Raw genomic sequence first — 22,802 nt, forward strand, 5'->3', positions numbered from 1 at the left:
ATATTTTTATTCTTAATCTATTATGAAATATAATTGCAGCAAAATAAGTAATTATTGCAACAATGAGGTTGACAATTATATCTTGTATTATTCTTAAATCTTCTCCATATCCTTTATTGAATTTTTTATATGTTTTCTTTCTTCTTGTGAAAAATTATATTTATCGAAAAGTTGCTCATCAATATTATCTATTGGTTTAGACCAATCTATATCTGAATTCTCTGTAAAATCTTGTAAGGGTAAATTAGAGAACACTTCTTTATTTAACCTTTGTGTTGCTTTTAAAGTTCCTATCATAAATCTTGCGAATTTTGTTTTTATATATTGATTCAAACTTTCAATCTCAACTTTACTTTCAAAATCTCCTATTGAAATAAATGTTTGGGTAAATCCAGAATTTTTTTCTATTATTTTAGGTTCTCCTATTATTCTAGGATTGTCATTACCTAAATTGCCTGCAGCACCATTCGTTGCAGCAATAATTATCTTCCAACCATTTAAATTATGCTGTTCTGAATCAAGATATATTTTGTTAATATACTTTGAAGTTAATATACCTTTATTATCATTTCCATATATTTTTACTGAATCTTTTAACGGGCTCAAATGAAACACATCCAGATCTTTTTGTAGTATTGATGTAATTAGCCTTCTTTCAGTTCCAATTATCTTCTTAAATTGTGGTTTATCTTCAAAAAGTTTTTTTGTGTTAAATTTTGATTGAAGATATATTATATTTGTTATTGGTTCAAATCCCTTATAATTAATTACTTTATCTACAATTTCTCTTATGATTTTATCGGGATAAAACTTTATAATTGGATGTGATATTATTTTTTTATCTCTTACTGTTATTACTATAGAGCTTGAAAGTGCTATGTCAGGGAAAATTTTTTTTGCATCAGATTCATAGCGCATAACCTTTAGATATTTATCATTTAACATTTTAGAATTCCATTTCTTAGGAGTTTTTCCTGCATTAAACAAAAACTTTCCTGGTGAAATAAATACTGCTAAATCTGATATAGAATACCCAATCTCCATAAATAAGTTATATATTTGTTTAGCGCTTGTTCCTATCAACTCTTCTTGGTAAGGAGGATTCCCTATCACTGCTCCGAACTTCACTGTTTTCTCACCTACCTTTATTTCATCTTCTAATGTAATTTTACTGAACGGCTTTCCTTGTTCTAATATGCCACTTATTCTCTCATAATCCACTTCATCTTTATCATTTTTCACATCAATTAAATCATATGCATTGAACCCCGCCGCAATATTTTCAACATTGATGTCTAATATCTCATAGAACCTTCTTGTAAATTCATATGCGATAGATGATGTCGGAATCGAATAAATAATATCCCTTACATCTTCATGCGAATATCCAAGTTCAGATGTTAATCTCTTATATAAAGAAACTGCATATTCTCCTGATTTGCTTGCAATATCAAGCAACTTATCTTGCTTAAATACAATCTCTTTTAATCCTTCTTCAGGTAATAAGTAAACCATTTCATCACATACCTTAGATGGTGTAATAACCTCTGATTCAGACATTCTATTAAATTTTTTGATAGATGTCATTGCTCTTGTAAGCGGTGTAACCGATTCATCACAAGCAAGCATTGAGATGTTTTGTATCTTATAGTCCAGCCTGCTACGCTTGAACGGATCCATTACCTTGCTTATCTTTTCAATGATACCTTTATCCAAAAACAAATTCTTAGATAACCTAATATTTTCATCCTTATCAATCACGCTTAAAATATCATCAAGCGAAGCTACTTTATCCTTTGTTAAGAAAGAAAAGAATAAAAGCCTCTGGTAATATGTTTTAATCTGACCTTCTAATTTATCTATTTCTTTATCGCTTTTTTCTTCAGTATAATCCTTACTCTCTGGTTTCTCTTGATTTTCTTCAGAATTTTTACCTTCCTCACCAGCTTCTTTAATATCAAGCTCATCACCTTCGCCTTGGTTTGGAGCTATCATAAGTCCTTGCTTAGAATTGAATTTTACCTGTTGTTCAATGGCTTTCCTAATAGTTTCATCATTTAATATTGATAAATCTATCGGAATATCCAAAACTTCGTCCGATACACTTCTTTGATTGTTGTATTCACTGATTGCCTCTAAGATATTAGTCGCATCTACCTCTTTAATTTTATTATGATTCATCATAATAATCGGAGAAATACGAAGTTCTTCAGAAATTCTTTCCTTAAGTTTTCTATTTCCATTTTTATCAATATTTACATTATAAATTAAAGATTTTTGCTCTTGCATCCTAAAAAGTCTATTTGGAGAAAAATCAACCAGCAATGTTTGAGGTTTTAGATTCTCTTTAATAATCCCTTTATCACTAGATAATATCCTTATATACTGATTTTGAAGTCTAAAAATAGATTGATCATATTCTTGTGGCGATGCTGTATCTTTAAAATAAATCATTGTATCCCATTGTTCAACAGTTGAACCCGTTAGCATTCTATTTACAGTTAAGGTTAATGTTTTTTTATTCTTATATTCACAATCTTTAATTCTTTTTTTTATATCTTTAATTTTTTTATACTTTTTTTTAGCTTCAAATCCAGAAATATTGATAATCTCGTATTCACTTAAATTTTTAAAACTATCTTTTTTATCTTTCAGCAACTCTTCCATCGCATCACATGAAGCACATAATGGTAGTACCATAACCATATGTCTACACATTTTTCCTTCTTTAATTTTATCATAGTCTAAAAATCCTAATATATTTTCATCTTCTTTACTACCATCTATAACTTGTAGTAAATCTAGAATTTCTTTTTCATTCTTGAACTTCTTATAATTATTATTAGTAGTATCTTCGTCTTTAGATTCTAGTTTAAATAAATCTGAAAGAGTATAGCTAGTACCTCTTTTCTTTAGTTGTTCCATTTTTTCACGTGATGATTTATTAGGATTAAATGCAAATCTAATCATTTGAGGAAATCCATAATAAGGATTATCCCATTCGTTAACTTCATCTTTATTTAGATTATTTTTATCCCATTCTTCTTGTTCTTTAACAATATCTGAAAATTGAACAAAAGAAATTATGTCATCTTTTTCAAATTCACTTCCCATCAATATACGATATGGAGTTCCTGACAAATGTAACCTTATCTTTGCATTGATTTTTTTTAATTTTTTTTCAGCTTTATTAATCTCAATTCTTTCATCTTCAAGTTTTTTTATATTTTTTTCTTCATTTTTATCATATCCTTTATTATCTATAGATTTCCCATAAGATTTTCCTCTTGCACCAAAATGTGTTTCATCAATAATTAGTAAATCTATTTCTTTCCCAAATAACTCTTTGTGTTTGTCTTTAATATTATTACCTTGTAAGTCTTGTAAAGTTAAAAATAGAACAATTTTTTTCTCTTCAGATAACTTATCCTTAATAGCACTTTCATTTCTTGCTAAATCAGTTGCTTCAAAAAATTCATAATCTACAAAATTGCCAGGTTTTTCAACTGTTTTTTTCCATTCATCTTTTACATCTGCCTTAGCCGATACTACTAACACTAAATCCGCTTTCATTTCTAATGCACAACAAAGAGATGTGAAAGACTTTCCAAAACGCATTACTGCATACATTAGAAGATTTTTTCTCCCATTATGTACTGCATTTACAAAAGATTTTACCGCATCAGCCTGATTTGGTCTTAAATTCCACTTCTCTCCTCTTTCATAGTGGTATCTTTCAGGCAGTCTGCTTTCAGAACGGTAATATTCATATTTCCCTGTATTACCGTTATAGTTACTCTTTATATCTTCTATGGCTTTGTCTATATCTGCATTTTTGGTTTCTTTGAAAAACTCCCTACTAAAATAAATGCCCTCTTCTAAATCGGATGATTTGAGGCGTTTTCTTCTTAAATCCTGCTCAAGAAATTGATGAATAGCATAATCTCTAAAATAGGTTTCATCATCTATAACAGCTTTGTTCTCATACTGTTTTTCAAGCTCAGGGAAGAATACTCTCCACTCGTTTAATCTTTGAGATACAGGTCTATATGTATCACCGACTTTTAGATAATTCGGCACAGTATTTGTTGTAAAAGCATAAATGTGCGGATCTACACGACCGATTATAATTCTATCAAGCACATCAATTGCTTCTATTTTCATTTTATTCATCTAATTACCTCCTTTATTTACTAAATCTTGGAAAGTGTAATTTCTCTTTGCTCTCCAATCTTTTATAATGCACAAGCTTTTCTTGTCTTTTTCTTGAAAATCAAACAGAGTTATCTGTTCTATAGGCTCTACTGCTTCTTCATACGGAATAGTATAAGTAAGCCCATCCATCTGCCATAAATTCCATGAAATTATCTTTGCAATATTTACCAGTTCTTTTTCTGTTGGGTACCTATTCAGCTTTTCTTCCATGTAATCACAATACGAAGCAAGCAGATTTTCCCTTGCGATAAGAAGACTGTCTCCTTGGAATTCAAATCCATATACACTCTGAAAAGCTCTTTCAGACCATTTTAGCCATTCCGTATCACTATCGGTATTTTCACATACAACTCTCATTTTCCTATCAAGCATACCTATTCTGTCTTTCAATTCTAATGGTTCTCCAGAAACTGTGTCATATCTGCTAACTAAGTAAGGTGCTTCGCCACAAGTAATTTCAAGTCTTTTTTCATCAACATACTTTTGCCAAGTTTTATTCTTTTTATCGGGAAATTTGATTTTTTCTGTGTTCGTTTCCCAACCCTTTTCAATTTCTCTATTAAATATATTTTCGCTCCCAAACCAAGCATTATCCACAAGGTTATTTTGTGCATTGCAAACCCAGCTCGGTGTAAAAACTTCTGCCTTTCCTTTTGTTCTCTTACCTTGGCTTTCTTTTGTTTTTAATATCCTTGGCTGAATAACATTAGAATTTTTTCCAGTAATAAGACTATAAAGGATTGGATAATGTGAATCATATTCTCTTCCTAAAATTTCATAGTCATCTGTTCCCCATATAATATTTCTATTTGTTGTTCTATCAATGAGAAGAGTTTCTATGATTTCTTTTTTCCATTTCCCCTCATCTACATCTATTGTAAACATTATTTGTCTCCTCGATTTTTATTTTTCATTAATTTTTATGATTTATTGGAATTTCTCATTTTCTATTTTTCCTTAATTTGTTTCTGTTTTTATAATTTCCTTAAAATAAATCTATTAAAAATTATTAAGTATATCAGTGTAGTATCTATAATTATTCTTTATAATATAGTTAATTTAATTTCATAAATATTATCTAAAAAATTAAATAAGTAAGATTCGAATATCAACTATTAGTTAACAGTTAGTTTTCCCTTTAATTGCACCATGTTGAGTGGTAGTCAACTGATAGTTTACAACCACTTTTTCCAATAATTCTCCATCTTCAAATATAGCTTTTATATGTTTACTCACATTCTGTTTCGTTGTTTCAAAAAGCTCTGCAATTTCCAGCTGACTTAGCCATACTGTTCCATTTTCTAGCTTTAGGCTTATCTTTGACTTTCCATCTTCTGTATTATAAATAATCATATCATTACTCATTTTCAAGCTCCTTTACTATCTCATTTATGGAAGCTCTGAGTACATCTATTCTTTTTACTGTTTCCTCAATTTCTTTATTTAACACTTTAATATCAATTATCTCACGTGTATCTTCTTTTTCAACATACGTAGAAACTGACAGATTATAGTCATTTTCAGCAATTTCACTATTATCTACCAATCTTGCAAAATATTCTACATCTGCTCTTTCCTTAAATTCCTTAACTATCGTTTCAATATTTTCAGGATTTAAAACATTATTATTTGTTTCTTTCTTAAATTCCTTGCTTGCATCTATAAAAAGTGTCTTATTTTCTGTCTTATTTTTTGCCATTACTAAAATACAAGTTGCAATAGATGTTCCAAAAAATAGATTTTCCGGCAGCTGTATCACACAATCTACAAAGTTATTATCCACTAAATATTTACGAATAGTTCTTTCTGCTCCTTTACGATAAAAAATACCAGGAAAACATACTATTGCTGCTCTACCTTTGCTAGATAAATAACTTAAAGAATGCATTATAAATGCATAATCTGCATAAGATTTTGGTGCGAGCTTTCCAGCAGGTGCAAAACGTACATCGTTGATAAGTGTCGGATCACCGTCCCCTATCCATTTTATCGAATACGGAGGATTCGAAACAATTGCATCAAAAGGCTTTTCATCATTATGTAACGGATTAAGTAATGTATCTCCACGTTTTATTGAAAAATTATTGTAGTTTACATTATGTAAAAACATATTCATACGAGCCAGATTAAAGTTAGTCATATTTATTTCCTGCCCAAAAAATCCTTCATCAATAATATGTTCTTCAAACTGTTTTTTCATCTGAAGTAATAAAGAACCACTTCCACAGGTTGGGTCATATACCTTATTGATACTTGTTTTTCCTTCCATTACAAGTCTTGCCAAAAGTTTAGAAACTGTCTGTGGTGTAAAGAATTCTCCTCCAGATTTTCCAGCATTACTGGCATAATTTGAAATCAAATATTCGTATGCATCTCCAAAAGCATCTATATCATTATCCTGAAAACTTCCAAAATTAATTTCAGAAATCCCTATTAAAATATCTGCTAATCTTGTATTCTTCTCTGCTACCGTTCCACCTAGACGGTTACTGGTTGTATCGACATCTTCAAACAATCCTTTAATATCATTTTCCGATTCAAAACCGATAGCACTTGCCTCAATGGATTTAAAAATATTAGCCAAATCAGTATTTAAATTTTCATTATTTCTCGCTGTTTTTACAACATTCTGAAATAATTGGCTTGGCAAAATAAAAAAACCTTTATCTTCTACTGTATTAGGTCTAAAATCTTCTTCTGCTTCTGCATCAGAGATATTTTCATAATTGAATTCTAAATCTCCAGCTTCATGTTCTGCCTTATTAAAAAATTCCACCATGTTCTCAGAAATAAATCTGTAGAATAAAATTCCTAAAATATACTGCTTGAAGTCCCAGCCATCTACTGCTCCACGTACATTATCAGCAATAGACCATATTTTTCTATGCAGTTCTGCTCTTTGCATCATCTCATTTGACCCTTTATTATCCATTTTTTATTTCTCTCCTAATTTTAAAATTTTTGTATTTTTTGTATTTTTTGTATTTACAATATATTTTATTATAAAATTTTTTAAAACACAAGTTTTAATAAATAAAAATTTGTCTTCTTCCAGCATATTTTAAATTCTTTTATTTTATTCCTGATTATTAAAAAATTCATCAAAAATATACAATTTTTCCTTTAAACTATTGCATTTCTGTCACTTTAAAGGTAAAATTATATTATAAAAACTTTTTTAGGGAGGAAAACTTATGAATTTATGGATACTTATTGGTATTGTTATTATTGTAGTAGGATTCACATTGAAGCTTGATGTGCTGGCAGTGGTGCTTACTGCTGGTATTGCTACAGGAATCGCTGCAAAAATGGATTTTTTAGAAATACTTGGAATTATTGGAAAGGCTTTTGTGGATAATAGACTTATGTCTGTTTTTCTAGTCAGCTTGCCAGTTATTGCAGTTCTTGAAAGATATGGACTTAGAGAGAGAAGTGCAACTTTAATTGAAAAATTGAAAAATGCGACTGCTGGTAGAATTTTAGGATTTTATATGGTTATCCGTTCAATTGCAAGTGTATTATCAATCAGAATTGTAGGACATGTGCAGTTTATACGTCCTCTTATCTATCCAATGGCTGAAGCTGCTGCAAAATCTCATAAAGAACAGGAGCTTACAGAAAAAGAAACAGAAAAGTTGAAAAGTTTGAGTGCCGCAATCGACAACTACGGAAACTTCTTTGCTCAGAACATATTTATCGGTGCATCAGGACTTCTTCTAATTCAGACTACATTACAGGAAAATGGATACAATGTGTCATTAAAGCAATTAGCATTATTCTCAATACCAATGGGAATTATCGCAATAATCTTGACCTTTATTCAAGTTTATATTTATGATAAAAAAATAACAGCAAACAAAGGAGGTAATAAATAATGGATGTAAAAGCCCTTTTAAAAATTTTAACAGAAATTGTTTATATCCTTTGTGGATTTGTCAGTATTGCTACTGCGATTAGAGGTCTGAAGAATGAAAAATCAAGAATAGGAACATTTTTATTCTGGTTTATTCTTGGAATAATATTTATTTTTGGACCTGTTATTCCATACAAAGTTACTGGCGGACTCCTTGTAGTTCTTGCTATAATTACTGTAACAAAACAGCTTCATATAGGAAAATTTGAAAATATTTCATCACAATTCAAAATTGCACAAAGTGAAAGACTAAAAAACAAAATTTTCATTCCTGCTGCATTAATTGGAATTGCCGCTTTTCTAATACTTCAGTTTAAAATCGGAAAAACTGCAATACCGCCTGCATTAGGTATTGGTGGAGGTTCACTTGTTGCACTGTTAGCAGCTGCCATTATTATAAAACCAAAATTTAAAGAAACAAATGAAGATACTTCAAGGCTTCTTATGCAAATTGGTGCTACTGCCATTCTTCCACAGCTTCTTGCAGCATTAGGTGCAGTATTTACAAAAGCTGGTGTTGGAAAAGTAATTGCAACAAGCATTTCTTCAGTTGTACCGACAGGAAATATTTTTATAGGAATTATTATTTATGCAGTTGGAATGGCTATATTTACTATGATTATGGGAAATGCCTTTGCTGCATTTTCAGTAATAACTGCAGGTATTGGTATACCTTTTATCATAAAGCACGGTGGAAATCCAGCTGTTATAGGTGCTTTGGGAATGACTGCAGGTTATTGCGGTACTCTTATGACTCCAATGGCAGCAAACTTTAATATCGTTCCTGCTTCAATCCTTGAAATAAAGGACAAGTATGGAATTATAAAAATTCAAGCTCCAATGGCTTTATTGCTACTTTTATCACACATTGTACTTATGCTGTTTCTTTTTGGAGTAAAATAAATATCAAAAATTTAATTAATGTAAAGAAAGGAGTGCACGAAATTATAAACCGTTATAGTATCGTGCAATAAATATATGAAAATACTTGTTACAGGCTTTGACCCCTTTGGAGGAGAGCCTATAAATCCTGCTATCGAATCAGTAAAAAAATTACCAGATAATATTGCAGGAGCCGAAATTATCAAACTGGAAATCCCGACAGTGAAAAAAAAATCTATTGAAAAAATTGAAAAAGCTATTGAAGAGCATAATCCAGATGTTATCCTGTCAATTGGGCAGGCAGGCGGAAGATTTGACATTTCCATCGAACGTGTTGGAATAAATCTTGATGACTTCCGAATTCCCGACAACGAAGGAAATCAAACTATTGATGAACCAATTTTTCCAGATGGAGAAAATGCCTATTTCGTAAATCTGCCTGTAAAAGCCATGGTAAAAAATATACAAAAAAACGAAATTCCAGCTTCAGTTTCATACACTGCAGGAACTTTTGTATGTAACCACGTTCTTTATGGTACTCTTTATCTTGTAAACAAAAAGTATAAAGGTAAAAAAGCTGGATTTATCCACATCCCATTTTTACCACAGCAAGTTATCGACAAAAAAAATACACCTTCAATGGAATTAAATGCCATTGTAAAAGGATTGACTGCAGCAATTGAAGCTATTGTAAAAAATGATGAAGACATCAAAGAAACTGGCGGAACTGTATGTTAAAGCAAGCTGCATATTAAATACAAATAAAAAATATCGATTTATTAAATTGAAATTTCTTAATAAGTCGATATTTTATTTTTTATATTTGTGAAAAAATCAGACAAGACTATTTATCCCTGCCTGATTTCCATTAAATAGCTAACTACTGCTTCTCTTTCTTGAAATTAGCTTTATTACTTCATTAACTGCGAATGGTATTAGTGCAAATATTAGCACTACATCCCAATTTCCAAATGAAATGTTTGTCACTTTAAATATTTTTGCAATTGGTGCAAATGAAGTCAATCCTATTTGTAACGCAATTCCGATTATAATTGAATATATTAAATATTTATTCTTGAAAATTCCAATTTCAAATATTGTTTTTTGGCTATTTCTCATTGTTAATGAATAAAATAACTGCGACACCGTAAGCACGATAAACGCCATTGTTCTACCTTGTGTCAATGCGTGTTTTGCAGCTTCATTTCCATTTTTTGCCATTGCTTCCAGCTGTCCTAAGTTCCCAATCATTCCAGTTTCGTTAATTCCAATATAAAATGCAGCTAATGTCAGCAAACCAATTAATGTTCCACCAATTACTGCCCGCATTCCTGCACCTTCCGAAAAGAAACTTTCCTTAGGATTTCTTGGAGAACGCTTCATTACATCTTTATCCCCTGGATCAATTCCAAGTGCCAATGCAGGTAATGTATCAGTAACTAGATTTACCCATAATAACTGTGTTGCAACTAATGGCAAGTCCCAATTTAATAATGTTGATAAGAAAATACAAATTATTTCTCCCAAATTACATGAAAGCAAGAATATGATAGTTTTTTTGATATTATTATAAATGTTTCTTCCTTCTTCAATCGCATGAACAATCGTAGTAAAGTTGTCATCAGTCAAAATCATATCACTTGCACCTTTGGAAACATCAGTTCCTGTAATTCCCATAGCGACACCAATATCAGCAAATTTAAGCGACGGAGCATCATTTACTCCATCTCCTGTCATTGAAACAATATTACCTTTTTCCTTAAATGCTCTTACAATTTTTACCTTATGTTCAGGCGATACTCTTGCAAAAACTCTATATTTGCTAATATTTTCAGAAAATTCCTTATCTGAAAGCTCATCAATTTCAGCACCAGTCAAACTTTGACTTATATCTGTAGCAATTCCTAATTCTTTCGCAATGGCAACTGCGGTATTTTTATGATCTCCTGTAATCATAATCGGAGTAATTCCGGCACTTTTTGCCTCTGTTATCGAATCTTTTACTTCCGTTCTTGGAGGGTCAATCATTCCAACAATTCCAACTACAACCAGTTCTTTTTCCATTTTCTCTGGAGAAATTACAGTATCCACATCTTTAAAAGCTACTCCTAGCACACGAAGTGCATCATCAGACATTTCTGTTGCAACTTTTAATATTTTTTCTTTCATTTCCTCAGTCAATGCAACAATTTTTCCATCCACTAAAATTTTATCTGCTCTTACTAGAATATTGTCAATAGCACCTTTTGTATGGACTCTATACTTGCCATCCCCTTCTTCATTTAAGGTTGACATTAATTTTCTGTCTGAATCAAATGGATTTTCGCTTACTCTTTTATGCTCTACATTCAAAGTATTTTTCTCAAGATTAAATCTATCTCCCAGTACAACCAGCGCTACTTCTGTAGGATCTCCAATATCCTGTCCACTGTCAATAGAAGCATCTGAACAAAGGACAAACGAACGAATTAATTCAGTTTCATCTTTATTTGCCACAAAATCTCTACTTTCTGACGGTATATCCCTCAAATTATCAAGTGTATAAGTTTTTACAACTGTCATTTTATTTTGCGTCAATGTTCCTGTTTTATCCGAGCAGATTATATTTACTGCTCCTAATGTTTCAACTGCAGGCAATTTTCTTACAATCGCATTTTTCTTTGACATTTTATTTACACCCATTGCAAGCACAATTGCAACAATTGCAACAAGTCCTTCAGGGATTGCGGCAACTGCCAGACTTATTGACGTCATAAACATTTCTAAGATAGGACGTTTTTGAATAATTCCAACAATAAATATTACAGCACAAATTCCCATTGCAATATAACCAAGAGTTTTACCAAGTTCATCCAGCTTTATTTGAAGAGGAGTTAATGTATTTTCATCTTCATCAAGTATTTTTGCAATTTTACCAATTTCAGTTTCCATTCCTGTTGCAACTACAACACCTTCTCCACGTCCATAAGTAGCCATAGTTGACATAAATGCCATATTTTCCTTATCTCCAACAGGAATTTTTTCATCTTTTGTAATAAAATCAGCATTTTTTTCACTTGGTACTGATTCTCCCGTAAGTGCCGACTCTTCAATTTGTAAATTGGCACTTTCTATAAGTCTTACATCAGCTGGAATAAATCTCCCAGCATCAATTACCAAAATATCTCCTGGAACCAAATCTTCTGAGTTAACCTCTATAACTTCTCCATTTCTTCGAACCAAGCTCTTAGGAGTTGTCATTTGCTGCAGTGCCTCAAGTGCCTTTTCAGCCTTAGACTCCTGTACCACCCCGACTATCGCATTTATAAGCACTACCGCCATTATAATCAAAGCATCCGTCCAGCCGTGTTTAATATCCACTATCAAATTTATCACAGCCGCCGCAATTAACACATAAATTAGCATATCTTGAAGTTGTGCAATAAATAATTGCAGCAATGTCTTTTTAGCCTTCCCTTTTAATTTATTCTGCCCGTATTTTTCGAGCCTTGTATTTACCTCATCTGTTGTCAATCCAACCTTATGATTTACATTTAATTCCTTTAAAACTTCATTTTGTGATTTTGTAAACCACATAATTTTTACACCTCTTTCTATAATTATATTTACTTTTTTATTTAAATTTCAAAAAAAATGAATATATTTTAAAATTATACTAAAATTAATTTTATAATTTATATATTTTTCATTCTATTAAATAATAGAAATTTACATAAGTTTAGTACATTTTCTATCAGACTCCTTTATATAAAATATTTCCTATATTATACACTAAAATTAAATTTATTTCACTATAATTCTAAAATTTTTTTTAAAAAGCTGTATAAATGTCAAACATTTGTTACAAAAAAATATTATAATAAAACCTATACGAAAACGATCTAAAAATATAAAAATATAATAGTATTATATATATGAAAAAGATTATAGAAAAACAATTTTAAATTTTTATTACAAAAATGGAAAAACAAAAACATTATTTCAATTCAATATAAGTTCTAGCACACTGTATGAATAGATAAAGCTTAAGAAGGAGACAGTGAGGGCATCACTGAAAAAATTAAGATACACAATAAAAAAAACAGATAAAACACAGAAATAATGGAAAGTAAATTTTTTGAAGAATGGTTCAGAAAAATATTTTTAAGAAATATTGAAAAATTAAAGAAGTGTGTACTAATATTTATGGATAATATCAGATTTCATAGAAAAAGGATATAAAAAAGGTAATTAAGGAAATGGAGCATTGTCGATTATTTCTTCCACCATATTCACTAGATCTAAATAAAGTATGGGTCAACCTTAAAAAGAAATTAGAAGACATAGCTCATAATTTTAATACACTGGAAGAAGCAGTTACTTCTGTTTTATTTAATAAATTAGTTCAGTTTTAAATGAGTTTTACTATAATATGCTTGAGGAAGCCCTTACTTCTGTATTTTGTTTGATAAGATAGTACAATTCTAAATAATTTTTAATATAATAATACAAAATACACAGTAAAATAGTATTTACAAGTTTAAATGAATATGAAGAAATCTTAAAAAAAATAGAGAAAGTAAAAACCATCTAAACTTTAGGGTACACTTTATGAACAGATATACAGAGTTCTTGGCTACAGAAAAAATAATCCTAGAAGCAGACATTCAAAGAAAGCGAATGATAAAGTAATCGAGCAGTCTAAAAAAGTTGCAAGTCTTGTGCAGGAAACCAAAACAAAAAACCCAGATAGGACAATTAAGAATAATATTTGAAGATGAAGCGAGTTTTGGAAAAATCTAGGTACTTCTGATGCAGCAACAAGTTCAGATCCAGTATTTCCTGTCATTGTATAAGGACAGATATGCTTTAGTTATACCCAACTGCAATACAAGTAACATTAGCGTTTTTCCAAATTAACTAAATGGAGATGGTATAAATCAAAAGATTTAAAGACGCCCAGAAACATTATTAGCACATCTACCGCCACCCCCATTAAACAAATCTGAAAACAAATAATACACAACAGGATATTCAAAATATTAAATATTGTAGTTGATAGACTATGTGACACTATAAATTCACTTACAGATAAACTGGTAAAAAGTATAACTCTTCGTCAATAGATTTATTCTGTTAGTTAAATGAAATTTCGTATGAAAAAAATTTTTATTCTTAAATTATCTACAAAATATAAAAATAAGCTATCACTAGCTTATTTTTATATCCTCTAATTTGCTTTGTTTTCAATCATTTTCTCAACTAAGTTTCTCGCATGATCTCCAATTCTTGTGAAATGTGATATGACATCGATGTAATAAAGTCCTGCTTTTATATCACATTCATGTTTGCTTACACGTTTTATATGTGCTTTTCTTACTTCCTTTTCTTTAGCATAAAGTTTATTATGTAAATCAACTACTGCAAAAGCTTTTTCTGTATCATCATTTTTCAAGGCTTCTGCAGCTGTTTCTATAATTTCTTTTGATATAAAGAATAATTTTTGAACTTCTTCATGAGCCGTTTTAGTAAATACCAATTTTTTCTTAATTTCATATTGTACATCTCGTACAATTCCAATCGCATGATCTCCTATACGCTCTACATCACGGCACATATCAAGATACATGCTGATTTCTTCTCCATCTTTTTCAGTTATATGTTCTTGGGATAATGAAGTTAGATATTTTGTAATTTCCTGATCAATATTATTTATTGCCTCTTCTCTTTTCTCAACTTTTTCTGCTAATTTTTCATTTCGTTCATGAAAAAATTCAACTGCTCTTCCTAAACTTTTTAATGCTATCGAAATCATTGAAAGCATTTCCTGCTTTACCTGCCCTAATGCAATCGAAGGTGTATAAATCAATGCTGAATCTAAATATTTTGGCTTATGTTCAACTTGATCTTCATCTTTTTCCCTAATCAACTTTACAACGATGTATTCCAAAACTCCAATGAATGGAAATAATAAAATTGTTGTCATAATATTAAATGATCCATGTGCAAACGCTATTGTTACTTTTGGATTCAAATGAAAAAACTGAGCCATTTTTTCCACAAACATTGAAAATGGCGATAAGAAAATCATAAAAATAACTGTTCCTATAACATTGAACATTGTGTGAGACAAAGCAAGTCTTTTTGCCGAAGTATTTGCTCCAATTACTGCAATTATTGCTGTTATAGTTGTTCCGATGTTATCTCCAAAAAGCACAGGCAATGCGGCTTTTAACGTTATAAGATTTTCCTGATACACATTTTGTAAAATACTGATTGTGGCACTTGAAGCCTGAACCAGCATTGTAATCATTGTACCGATAAATACTCCTAAAACTGGACTATTGCTTAATTTTATTGTTAATTCTGTAAATGCTGGTAAATGTTTAAGCGGTTCCATTGCACTTGACATTAATGTCAATGCAAAAAATATTCCTCCAAAACCAAATAAAATTCTACCCAAATTATTTATGAAATTATGTTTTACAAAAAATAGGCACGCCGCTCCTAAAAACAGTATTGGCAATGCATAATGCGTAATGTTAAATCCAATTATGAAAGTTGTAATTGTTGTACCGATATTTGCTCCCATAATGATTCCTATTGCCTGTCTTAAAGTTAAAAGTCCTGCTCCAACTAAACCTATAGTAATAACTGATGTTCCTGAACTCGACTGTATCAAAGCTGTTACAAAAATTCCAACTAGAACTCCTAAAAACGGTGAAGTTGTATATTTATCCAAAATATATCGAAGCCTATCTCCAGCTGCCATTTGCAGCCCGTCCCCCATATACTTTATACAAAATAGGAATAATCCCAGTCCTCCCAGGAATCCAAATGCCATCTGCTGATAATTAATTGCACTAGCTGCTGCTCCGTTCATCAAACCAATCCTCTCTTATTTTTATTTTTTGATTGTGATTTCTTATTAAAGTTCAAATTTTAGATAAATTCTCCCTTCGCTATATTTATATCATATTTTCTTTAATTTTTCTATTATTTTTCCACAAAAAATTGTAATTTTTTTTCTAAGAATGCTAATTATTTTTCAAGTTTTTTAAATTATTATCCGTCTATATATAAAATAATACAATATTATTAAAGCAGTAATTATTTTCTCAATGGAATTTTGTATTCTTGAAAACAATAACTTAAAAAATATAATATTCAATTTGCTGAAAAATAATTTTTTCAAAGAAATAGTACAAATAAAAAAAATACCCAAAATAATAATTCACGCTATTAAATCCGAGTATTTTATATTTTATATTATTTTTTCACAATAAAAAGCTTATCGTCATTACTGTATTCCACCAGGAAAATATCATTAATATCTAAAACATTGTACTTTGCTAGTTCTTCCTTAAGCCATTCATCATTTTTTCCAATATGCTCTAAGTTATCCTCCATTATTTTACCTTCGGAAACTAATAAATTTGAATAATTTTCATCATTTTTTTGTATAACAATTAGCTGTCCGTTTGATTCCATGAAAGCATCTTCAATATCAGATATTTTAAAAATTCCTTTTGTTCTTAACTTTGTATAAAAATCAGGAATAGAAAGAGTTGCCTGAGCAAAATTTTCTGTTAGCATTTTTCCACCTTTTATTAAGTATACAATTTGTCCATCTATCATTTTTTTTACATTTTTGTTTGAATTTTTTAGAAAATCTATCGTTGTCATTAACAGTCCCCATATTAACAGTACTATTAAAAACTGAACTATTGTTATGCTCGGATTGTAAATTACACCTCCAATAATTCCCCCAAGAACATAGTTACCTATCTGATCTTCTGTTGAAGTTGGTGCTAGCTGGCTTCGTCCGTTTAAATTCATAAATACTACTAAAGCAATAAATCCGATTGTAAGTTTTATCGCCACAGGAATTATAAAATCCAAATTACATCATCTCACTTTCTTTACTATTTTTTGCTTTTTTAGAAATAAAAAATATCACTATTTTTTAAATGTCTTAATCTCATCCACATAAGGTACTGTCATTTGTTCAACTAGAATATTGTTATCCACCCAATGAATCTGATAAAATTTATCTCTTATTTTATAAACCGTATGCTCTGTTATTTCAGGAGTATTTATAAAAATCTCATCTTCTCTTACTTTAAATTTTTCAGCTAATTTTTTAATAACACTTGCCGAATTTTTATAAACTTTTTCCTGATTATTTCTAGCCCTATAATTTTCAAAATGATACAAGCCAAACAGAAAAATAAACATTAGTCCAAGCATGCTAAGCTGCTTATCTCTTAAAGAAATACTTCCCTTAAACCATTTCCAAAATGCAAATAATACAAATGCAATTACTAAAACAATCATAATAAGAAAAAATTTATCAGTTATAATTTTTTTGTTCTCCAAATAAATAAAATTATAAAATTCCATATTTTGGTATTTTCTCCTTCCTTTTTATAGTTTAGTTGCTTTAATAATATCATTTTTTTATCAATAAATAAAGAATTTTATAAAAAAAATAATTTGAATTTCTAAATATGTTTCTAAATTTTATTCTTAAAATTTTCAAATTAGTGATTTTTATTTAAAGTTTATCAAGAGGTAAATTTTAATAAATATCTTTTATAATTTATTTACTTAAAATTACTCATTTCCGTAAATTCTGAACCTATAATCAAAATATAAAAAATTACTAATTTTGTACAATTTAGAATTTGGTTTTTATTTTAAAAAATAAATTGGAAAAAAATAGCAAATTTGCTATAATATTAAGAGATAAAATTTTTAGAAAAAATGGAGAGAAAATTAAATTGGAAGAAGTAATAGATTTTGATAAAAAAAGAAAAATGAATATTTTAGCGCCAGCTGGAAATTATGAAAAACTAGTCGCCGCTGTAAAAGCTGGAGCTAATGAAGTATTTTTTGGTCTAAAAGGATTTGGAGCAAGAAGAAATAACGAAAATCTAGCTATACAAGAAGTACTTAACGGAATTGACTATGCTCATTCACGTGGAGTAAAGACTCTTATGACTTTGAATACAATTTTAAAGGATAGCGAAATTAACAGCATGTATAACAATATTAAAAGAGTCTATGAACACGGAATTGATGGGTTCATTGTACAAGATTTGGGATTTGTTAAGTTTTTGAAGGAGAATTTTCCAAATTTAAAAATTCATGGAAGTACTCAGATGACTGTGGCAAATCACGTAGAAGCCAATAAATTAAAAGAATTAGGACTTACTCGTGTCTGCCTTGCAAGAGAACTTTCCTTTGAAGAAATAAAAAGCATTCGTGAAAAAACTGACATTGAACTGGAAATATTTGTTTCAGGTTCACTTTGTATTTCTTATTCTGGAAATTGCTACATAAGCAGCTTTATTGGTGGAAGAAGCGGAAACCGTGGACTTTGTGCCTATTCCTGCCGTAAAAAGTTTACCGATGAAAATGGAGAAAGTGCTTATTTTTTAAGCCCTAATGACCAGTTATTACAAGAAAAAGAAATCAATATGTTAAAAAATATTGGAATTGATGCGATAAAAGTTGAAGGGCGAAAAAAATCGAGCGAGTACGTTTTCGAGACTGTAAGCTACTATGACAATATTTTAAAAGGCACTCCACGTCCGACGGAAAGTTATAAGTTGTTTAACCGTGGATATTCAAAAGGGTATTTTTATTTGGATAACAAACTTATGAACTTTAAATATTCTTCAAATTTTGGATATTTTCTTGGAGCAAGAATTGGAGAATCAAATAACTTTAAAATTGATGATGAATTAATTTTAGGAGATGGTGTTCAATTTGTAGATGAGAATTTTGAGCAGATTGGCGGAGAATATGTAAATAAAATTCGGATTATTGAAACTGGAAAAAGTGAAAATTCTGAAAATAAAAATAAAAAGCAAAATAGTCACAATGAGAAAGAAAAAGTCCAAAAAGCCAATAGATTTGACATTGTTTCAATCGGAAAATTACCAAAAGGAACAAAATATATTTACAAAAATTATTCTAAAGAAATTAACGACAGAATTATCCATAATATAAAAGTTTCCAAAAGATATGCCGCTGTTAATGCAACATTACTTGCAAAAAAAGGTCAAGAAATCGAACTTACGCTGGAAATTGAAAATTTGAAAAACGAGATAATTTCTGTGACAAAGAAAGGGAATCTTATTGAACAAGATGCCAAAAAATTGATTACGAAAGAACAAATCGCAGAGAAAATTGGCGAACTTGGAGATACGACTTTTGAACTTGGTAAAATTCAGATTAATTATGATGGAACTTCGTTCATTCCTTTTAGTGAACTAAAAAATCTCAAAAGAGAATGTGTTTCAGAACTTTTGGAAAAATTGCTTGGCTCTTACAAAAGAACTGCTATTGAGCGAAAAAAATATAATTTTGAAACAATTAATCTGGAAAATGGAAAATCTAAAGATAGTAAAAAACCTGTTATTTCAGCACTTGTTACAAATGATGAGCAGGAAAACGCCTGCCGTGAAATGGGAATAACAAAAATTTACCGAAAACAGTTTGATGTTGCAAAGGAAAAGAATTTGTCAAAAACAGATAAGATAAAAACAGGTACAAACCTAGTTTCCAATCTTTATCAGGCAATTATGGGAGAAAAAACTGGAGCAAAAGGACAAACGCTGGACTGGAACTTAAATGTTTTCAATAATCATACAATTGATATGTTTTCTACTTTCAATAATCTTGAAACAGTATTTTTATCGCCAGAATTAAGTTATCGGCAATTAAAAAACATAAAATCTGACAAACTGAAAAAAGGGCTTGTGATTTACGGTTACCTAAAAGGAATGTATATCGAACATAAAATTTTTGATAAGGAATACAAGGAGCTGGAAGGAGAATTTTATGACAAGTACAAAATTGTAAAAAATGAACTCGATAATATTGAACTCTATCTAGATAAGCCAATGAATCTGATACCAAGGCTGGATGATATTTATGAACTGAATTTAGATGAATTGAGGCTAGATTTCACATTTGAAACAGCAACGGAAGTGAAAAAAATTATTAAAAGCATTGATACAAAAAGTGGAAAATATACTCCTTATGCCTTTGAGCAGGGAGTATTATAAAAAAATTTAAAATTTAGTTTTACTATGTTATTATAACTATAAGGAGGAAACTTGGATACAAAAAATCAGAAGTATCTAGAAAAATTGTATTTACTTTTAGGTGCTTCAATTTTTATACATTATGCTTTAGTTATCTTATTTAGCATTCTAATATTAATAAATATATTTATAACTGGAGAATATAAAAAAATATTTAAGGACAAGTCGCTCATTACAGTGGGAATTGTTTTGGGATTTTCACTTATAACTTCCGCCTTTTATAAAAATATTTTAGGTCTAATGGCAATTCCCATATTTTTATGTATTGTAGTTGGGCGCTATTATACGTTAATTGTTGATGTAGAATTTAAAAAAAATAATTTGGAATGGATGGCAAAATTTTCGGGAATTTCGCTTTTAGTTGGGTTAGGAGAATTTTTATTCACACATAACAGAATCGGATACTTTGCGTACTTTAATCCAAATTATTTAGGAAGCATTATGATGATGTCAGCAATCATAAATTTATATTTTACTTTTGAAAAAAAATCAAAAATTAATTTTGCTGTATTTTTAATGAATATTCTGACAATACTGCTTACTGGTTCAAGATCTTCGTTAATTGCAGTTGTTTTAGGAATATTTACATTATTTTTCTACTTTTTACGAAGAAGATATTTTGCTGGATGTATTTTAATTCTTTTATCATATATTTTGGGAGTAGTTTCAGGCGTTTTCCCATTCTTGCGTGAAAGTACATTAATAGAATATTTCTGGCTGAGAGTTGAAATTATTGATATGGCGTTTAGAATTTTTAAAAAAACCAATATCCTGTATGGACACGGAAACTTTTTTTACTACAAATTTACCAATTATGTGTATCCACATTCACATAATGCACTTGTAGAACTGCTTTTAAGTTACGGACTAATTGGGACAATAGCATTATTTGCTGTGTTTTTACGCTACTTATATGATATTTTGAGAAATGACAGAAATAATGTGTTAAAAATTGCTCTGATTGCTGGAATTGTAGTACATAATTTTACCGATTTTGCAATTTTTTGGGTACAAACTGTACTACTATTTATTATGGCTTTAGCTTATAAGGAGCAAAATGAACAGATACGTGGCTACAGGCAGAGACGAAATAAATAAAAAACTGAAAGGAATATCAAAATGAGAGATAACATATATGTGGGGCTTGTCCACTACCCTGTTTACAACAGAAATAACGATGTTGTGGCAACTTCTGTCACAAACTTTGATATACACGATATTTCTAGGACTTGCAGAACTTACGATATAAAAAAATATTTCATTATAACTCCAGTTGATGCCCAAAAAGAGCTGACTGGCAGAATTATCGGATACTGGACTGAAGGAAATGGGATAGAATTTAACAAAAATAGAAACGAAGCCTTTGAAAATACAGAACTTGAAGATTCTGTCCAAAGTGCTATAGAAACAATTGAAAAAATTGAAGGAAAAAAACCAAAAATTATTACAACTTCAGCAAAAATTTTTCCAAATACTGTTGGATATGCTGATTTAGGCAAAGAAATCATCGAAGATGATACTCCGTATTTAATTTTATTTGGAACAGGATGGGGCCTTACAAATGAAATTATGGATTTATCCTATAAAATTCTGGAGCCAATCCGTGGGAATACCAGATATAATCATTTGTCTGTCAGAAGTGCTGTTTCAATAATTTTAGACAGATTGCTAGGAGAAAACTAAAAATATAACCATAATATGAAAGGACATAAATAAAAAATGAAAGAAAATAATCATAACTTAGTAGGAATTGTGGTAGTTAGCCACAGTAACACACTTGCACAGGAAATTATTAATTTTGTAAAAGTATTTAAGCAGGAAGACTTTGCATTGGAAAATGGTGGAAATGCAAGCAGGGAAGTTTACGGAACAAATATCGAAAATGTCAAGGAAGCAATAATCCGTGCTGATAACGGTGCTGGAGTACTTGTTTTCGTAGATATGGGAAGTTCTGTATTTAATGCAGCTAAGGCAATAAAAGAGCTGGAAGGGCAAGTTGAAGCAAAAATTGCAGATGCCCCATTGGTGGAAGGAATAATTTCAGCAGTTGCAGCTAACTTTGATGGAATTAGCTTAGCTGACTTAAAAACAATTGCTGAAGATAGCAGAAAATTCACAAAATTAAAAAAAGAAATTTAAAAAAATTCAAGAAAGAGAGAAGCAATAACAAATAATGGAAAACTTAGTAAATATAGGAACAATTGTCGGAACACATCATTTACGTGGCAGCGTTAAAATTACCTCAATTTTTGAAAATATCGAGCTTATCGAAAATGAGCGTGTTCTTCTTGAAAAAAATGACAAAAAGAAATTACTTGTCGTAAAAAACGTAAAAAGGCTAAATGACAAAAAAGCAATTTTAGACTTTGAAGGAATTGAAAATATTGATGCCGCAAAAGAGCTGAATGGCTATAAGGTCAAAATACGCCGTGATTTGCTCCCTGAAAGAAATGAAGATGATTTTTATGTAAAAGACTTATTTGGAATAGAAGTATTTTCTGAAAATGAAAAAATTGGAGAAATTATTGATGTAATGGAAACTGCAGCACACAACATCTTAATTATAGAAGATATTAATACAAAAAAAGAAATTATGGTTCCATTAATTGATGAATTTGTAACAAAAATAGACTTTCCAAATAACAGAATCGAAGTAAGCCTGATTGACGGAATGAGAGAATAGATATAATTTGAAA

Annotated in this window: 17 protein-coding genes; 8 read left to right on the top strand and 9 right to left on the bottom strand. The window is 30.0% G+C overall.

Annotation, left to right across the window (positions count from 1 at the left end; translation table 11 throughout):
- Positions 1-93 precede the first annotated feature (93 nt).
- The 4 genes from HMPREF1552_RS03840 to HMPREF1552_RS03855 all read right to left on the bottom strand — a co-directional run bounded on the left by HMPREF1552_RS03840 (position 94) and on the right by HMPREF1552_RS03855 (position 7,147).
- Positions 94-4,173, bottom strand: a complete 4,080-nt coding sequence (locus HMPREF1552_RS03840) for an Eco57I restriction-modification methylase domain-containing protein (RefSeq protein WP_021743775.1) — start codon at positions 4,171-4,173, stop codon at positions 94-96.
- Positions 4,174-5,100, bottom strand: a complete 927-nt coding sequence (locus HMPREF1552_RS03845; protein WP_021743776.1) for a hypothetical protein — start codon at positions 5,098-5,100, stop codon at positions 4,174-4,176.
- Positions 5,101-5,334: 234 nt separating this feature from the next.
- Positions 5,335-5,580 (bottom strand): hypothetical protein, encoded by a 246-nt coding sequence (locus tag HMPREF1552_RS03850; protein ID WP_021743777.1) that lies wholly within the window; start codon positions 5,578-5,580, stop codon positions 5,335-5,337.
- Positions 5,573-7,147: a type I restriction-modification system subunit M gene (locus HMPREF1552_RS03855; RefSeq protein ID WP_021743778.1), complete on the bottom strand. Its 1,575-nt coding sequence runs from the start codon at positions 7,145-7,147 to the stop codon at positions 5,573-5,575. Before HMPREF1552_RS03855 ends, HMPREF1552_RS03850 begins: the two co-directional genes overlap by 8 nt.
- Before the next feature lie 262 nt (positions 7,148-7,409).
- Here HMPREF1552_RS03855 and HMPREF1552_RS03860 point away from each other — a divergent pair, with 262 nt between their 5' ends.
- The 3 genes from HMPREF1552_RS03860 (at position 7,410) to pcp (ending at position 9,748) form a co-directional block, all read left to right on the top strand.
- Positions 7,410-8,090, top strand: a complete 681-nt coding sequence (locus tag HMPREF1552_RS03860; RefSeq protein ID WP_021743779.1) for a DUF969 domain-containing protein — start codon at positions 7,410-7,412, stop codon at positions 8,088-8,090.
- Positions 8,090-9,031, top strand: a complete 942-nt coding sequence (locus HMPREF1552_RS03865) for a DUF979 domain-containing protein (RefSeq protein WP_021743780.1) — start codon at positions 8,090-8,092, stop codon at positions 9,029-9,031. The genes HMPREF1552_RS03860 and HMPREF1552_RS03865 overlap by 1 nt, the downstream gene beginning before the upstream one ends.
- 75 nt (positions 9,032-9,106) lie before the next feature.
- Positions 9,107-9,748, top strand: a complete 642-nt coding sequence (pcp, locus tag HMPREF1552_RS03870) for a pyroglutamyl-peptidase I (protein WP_021743781.1) — start codon at positions 9,107-9,109, stop codon at positions 9,746-9,748.
- 138 nt (positions 9,749-9,886) lie between these two features.
- On the opposite strand, the gene HMPREF1552_RS03875 is transcribed toward pcp, so the two are convergent.
- From HMPREF1552_RS03875 to HMPREF1552_RS03890, 5 genes are all read right to left on the bottom strand, one after another.
- Positions 9,887-12,586, bottom strand: a complete 2,700-nt coding sequence (locus tag HMPREF1552_RS03875) for a cation-translocating P-type ATPase (RefSeq protein WP_021743782.1) — start codon at positions 12,584-12,586, stop codon at positions 9,887-9,889.
- A 1,039-nt stretch (positions 12,587-13,625) separates the two neighbouring features.
- Positions 13,626-13,838 (bottom strand): hypothetical protein, encoded by a 213-nt coding sequence (locus HMPREF1552_RS12150; RefSeq protein ID WP_021743785.1) that lies wholly within the window; start codon positions 13,836-13,838, stop codon positions 13,626-13,628.
- Between the two features lie 381 nt (positions 13,839-14,219).
- The gene (locus HMPREF1552_RS03880; protein WP_021743786.1) at positions 14,220-15,872 is read right to left on the bottom strand and encodes a Na/Pi cotransporter family protein; all 1,653 of its coding nucleotides are present in this window, start codon (positions 15,870-15,872) and stop codon (positions 14,220-14,222) included.
- A 386-nt stretch (positions 15,873-16,258) separates the two neighbouring features.
- Positions 16,259-16,891, bottom strand: a complete 633-nt coding sequence (locus tag HMPREF1552_RS03885) for a DUF421 domain-containing protein (protein ID WP_039901138.1) — start codon at positions 16,889-16,891, stop codon at positions 16,259-16,261.
- Between the two features lie 57 nt (positions 16,892-16,948).
- Positions 16,949-17,392 (bottom strand): DUF3290 family protein, encoded by a 444-nt coding sequence (locus HMPREF1552_RS03890; protein WP_021743788.1) that lies wholly within the window; start codon positions 17,390-17,392, stop codon positions 16,949-16,951.
- A 380-nt stretch (positions 17,393-17,772) separates the two neighbouring features.
- On the opposite strand from HMPREF1552_RS03890, the gene HMPREF1552_RS03895 reads away from it, so the two are divergent.
- The 5 genes from HMPREF1552_RS03895 to rimM are packed head-to-tail and all read left to right on the top strand — an operon-like array spanning position 17,773 to position 22,789.
- Positions 17,773-20,067 (top strand): U32 family peptidase, encoded by a 2,295-nt coding sequence (locus tag HMPREF1552_RS03895; RefSeq protein WP_081686573.1) that lies wholly within the window; start codon positions 17,773-17,775, stop codon positions 20,065-20,067.
- A 51-nt stretch (positions 20,068-20,118) separates the two neighbouring features.
- Entirely contained in the window at positions 20,119-21,204 is a 1,086-nt protein-coding gene (locus HMPREF1552_RS03900) for an O-antigen ligase (RefSeq protein WP_021743790.1), read from the top strand.
- Between the two features lie 21 nt (positions 21,205-21,225).
- The gene (locus HMPREF1552_RS03905; protein ID WP_021743791.1) at positions 21,226-21,789 is read left to right on the top strand and encodes an RNA methyltransferase; all 564 of its coding nucleotides are present in this window, start codon (positions 21,226-21,228) and stop codon (positions 21,787-21,789) included.
- Positions 21,790-21,825: 36 nt separating this feature from the next.
- Entirely contained in the window at positions 21,826-22,245 is a 420-nt protein-coding gene (locus HMPREF1552_RS03910; RefSeq protein ID WP_021743792.1) for a PTS-dependent dihydroxyacetone kinase phosphotransferase subunit DhaM, read from the top strand.
- A 34-nt stretch (positions 22,246-22,279) separates the two neighbouring features.
- On the top strand, positions 22,280-22,789 hold the full coding sequence (gene rimM / locus HMPREF1552_RS03915) for a ribosome maturation factor RimM (RefSeq protein WP_021743793.1): 510 nt from the start codon (positions 22,280-22,282) through the stop codon (positions 22,787-22,789).
- Positions 22,790-22,802: the final 13 nt, after the last annotated feature.

The sequence above is a fragment of the Leptotrichia sp. oral taxon 879 str. F0557 genome, from assembly GCF_000469385.1.
Lineage (GTDB): Bacteria > Fusobacteriota > Fusobacteriia > Fusobacteriales > Leptotrichiaceae > Leptotrichia > Leptotrichia mesophila.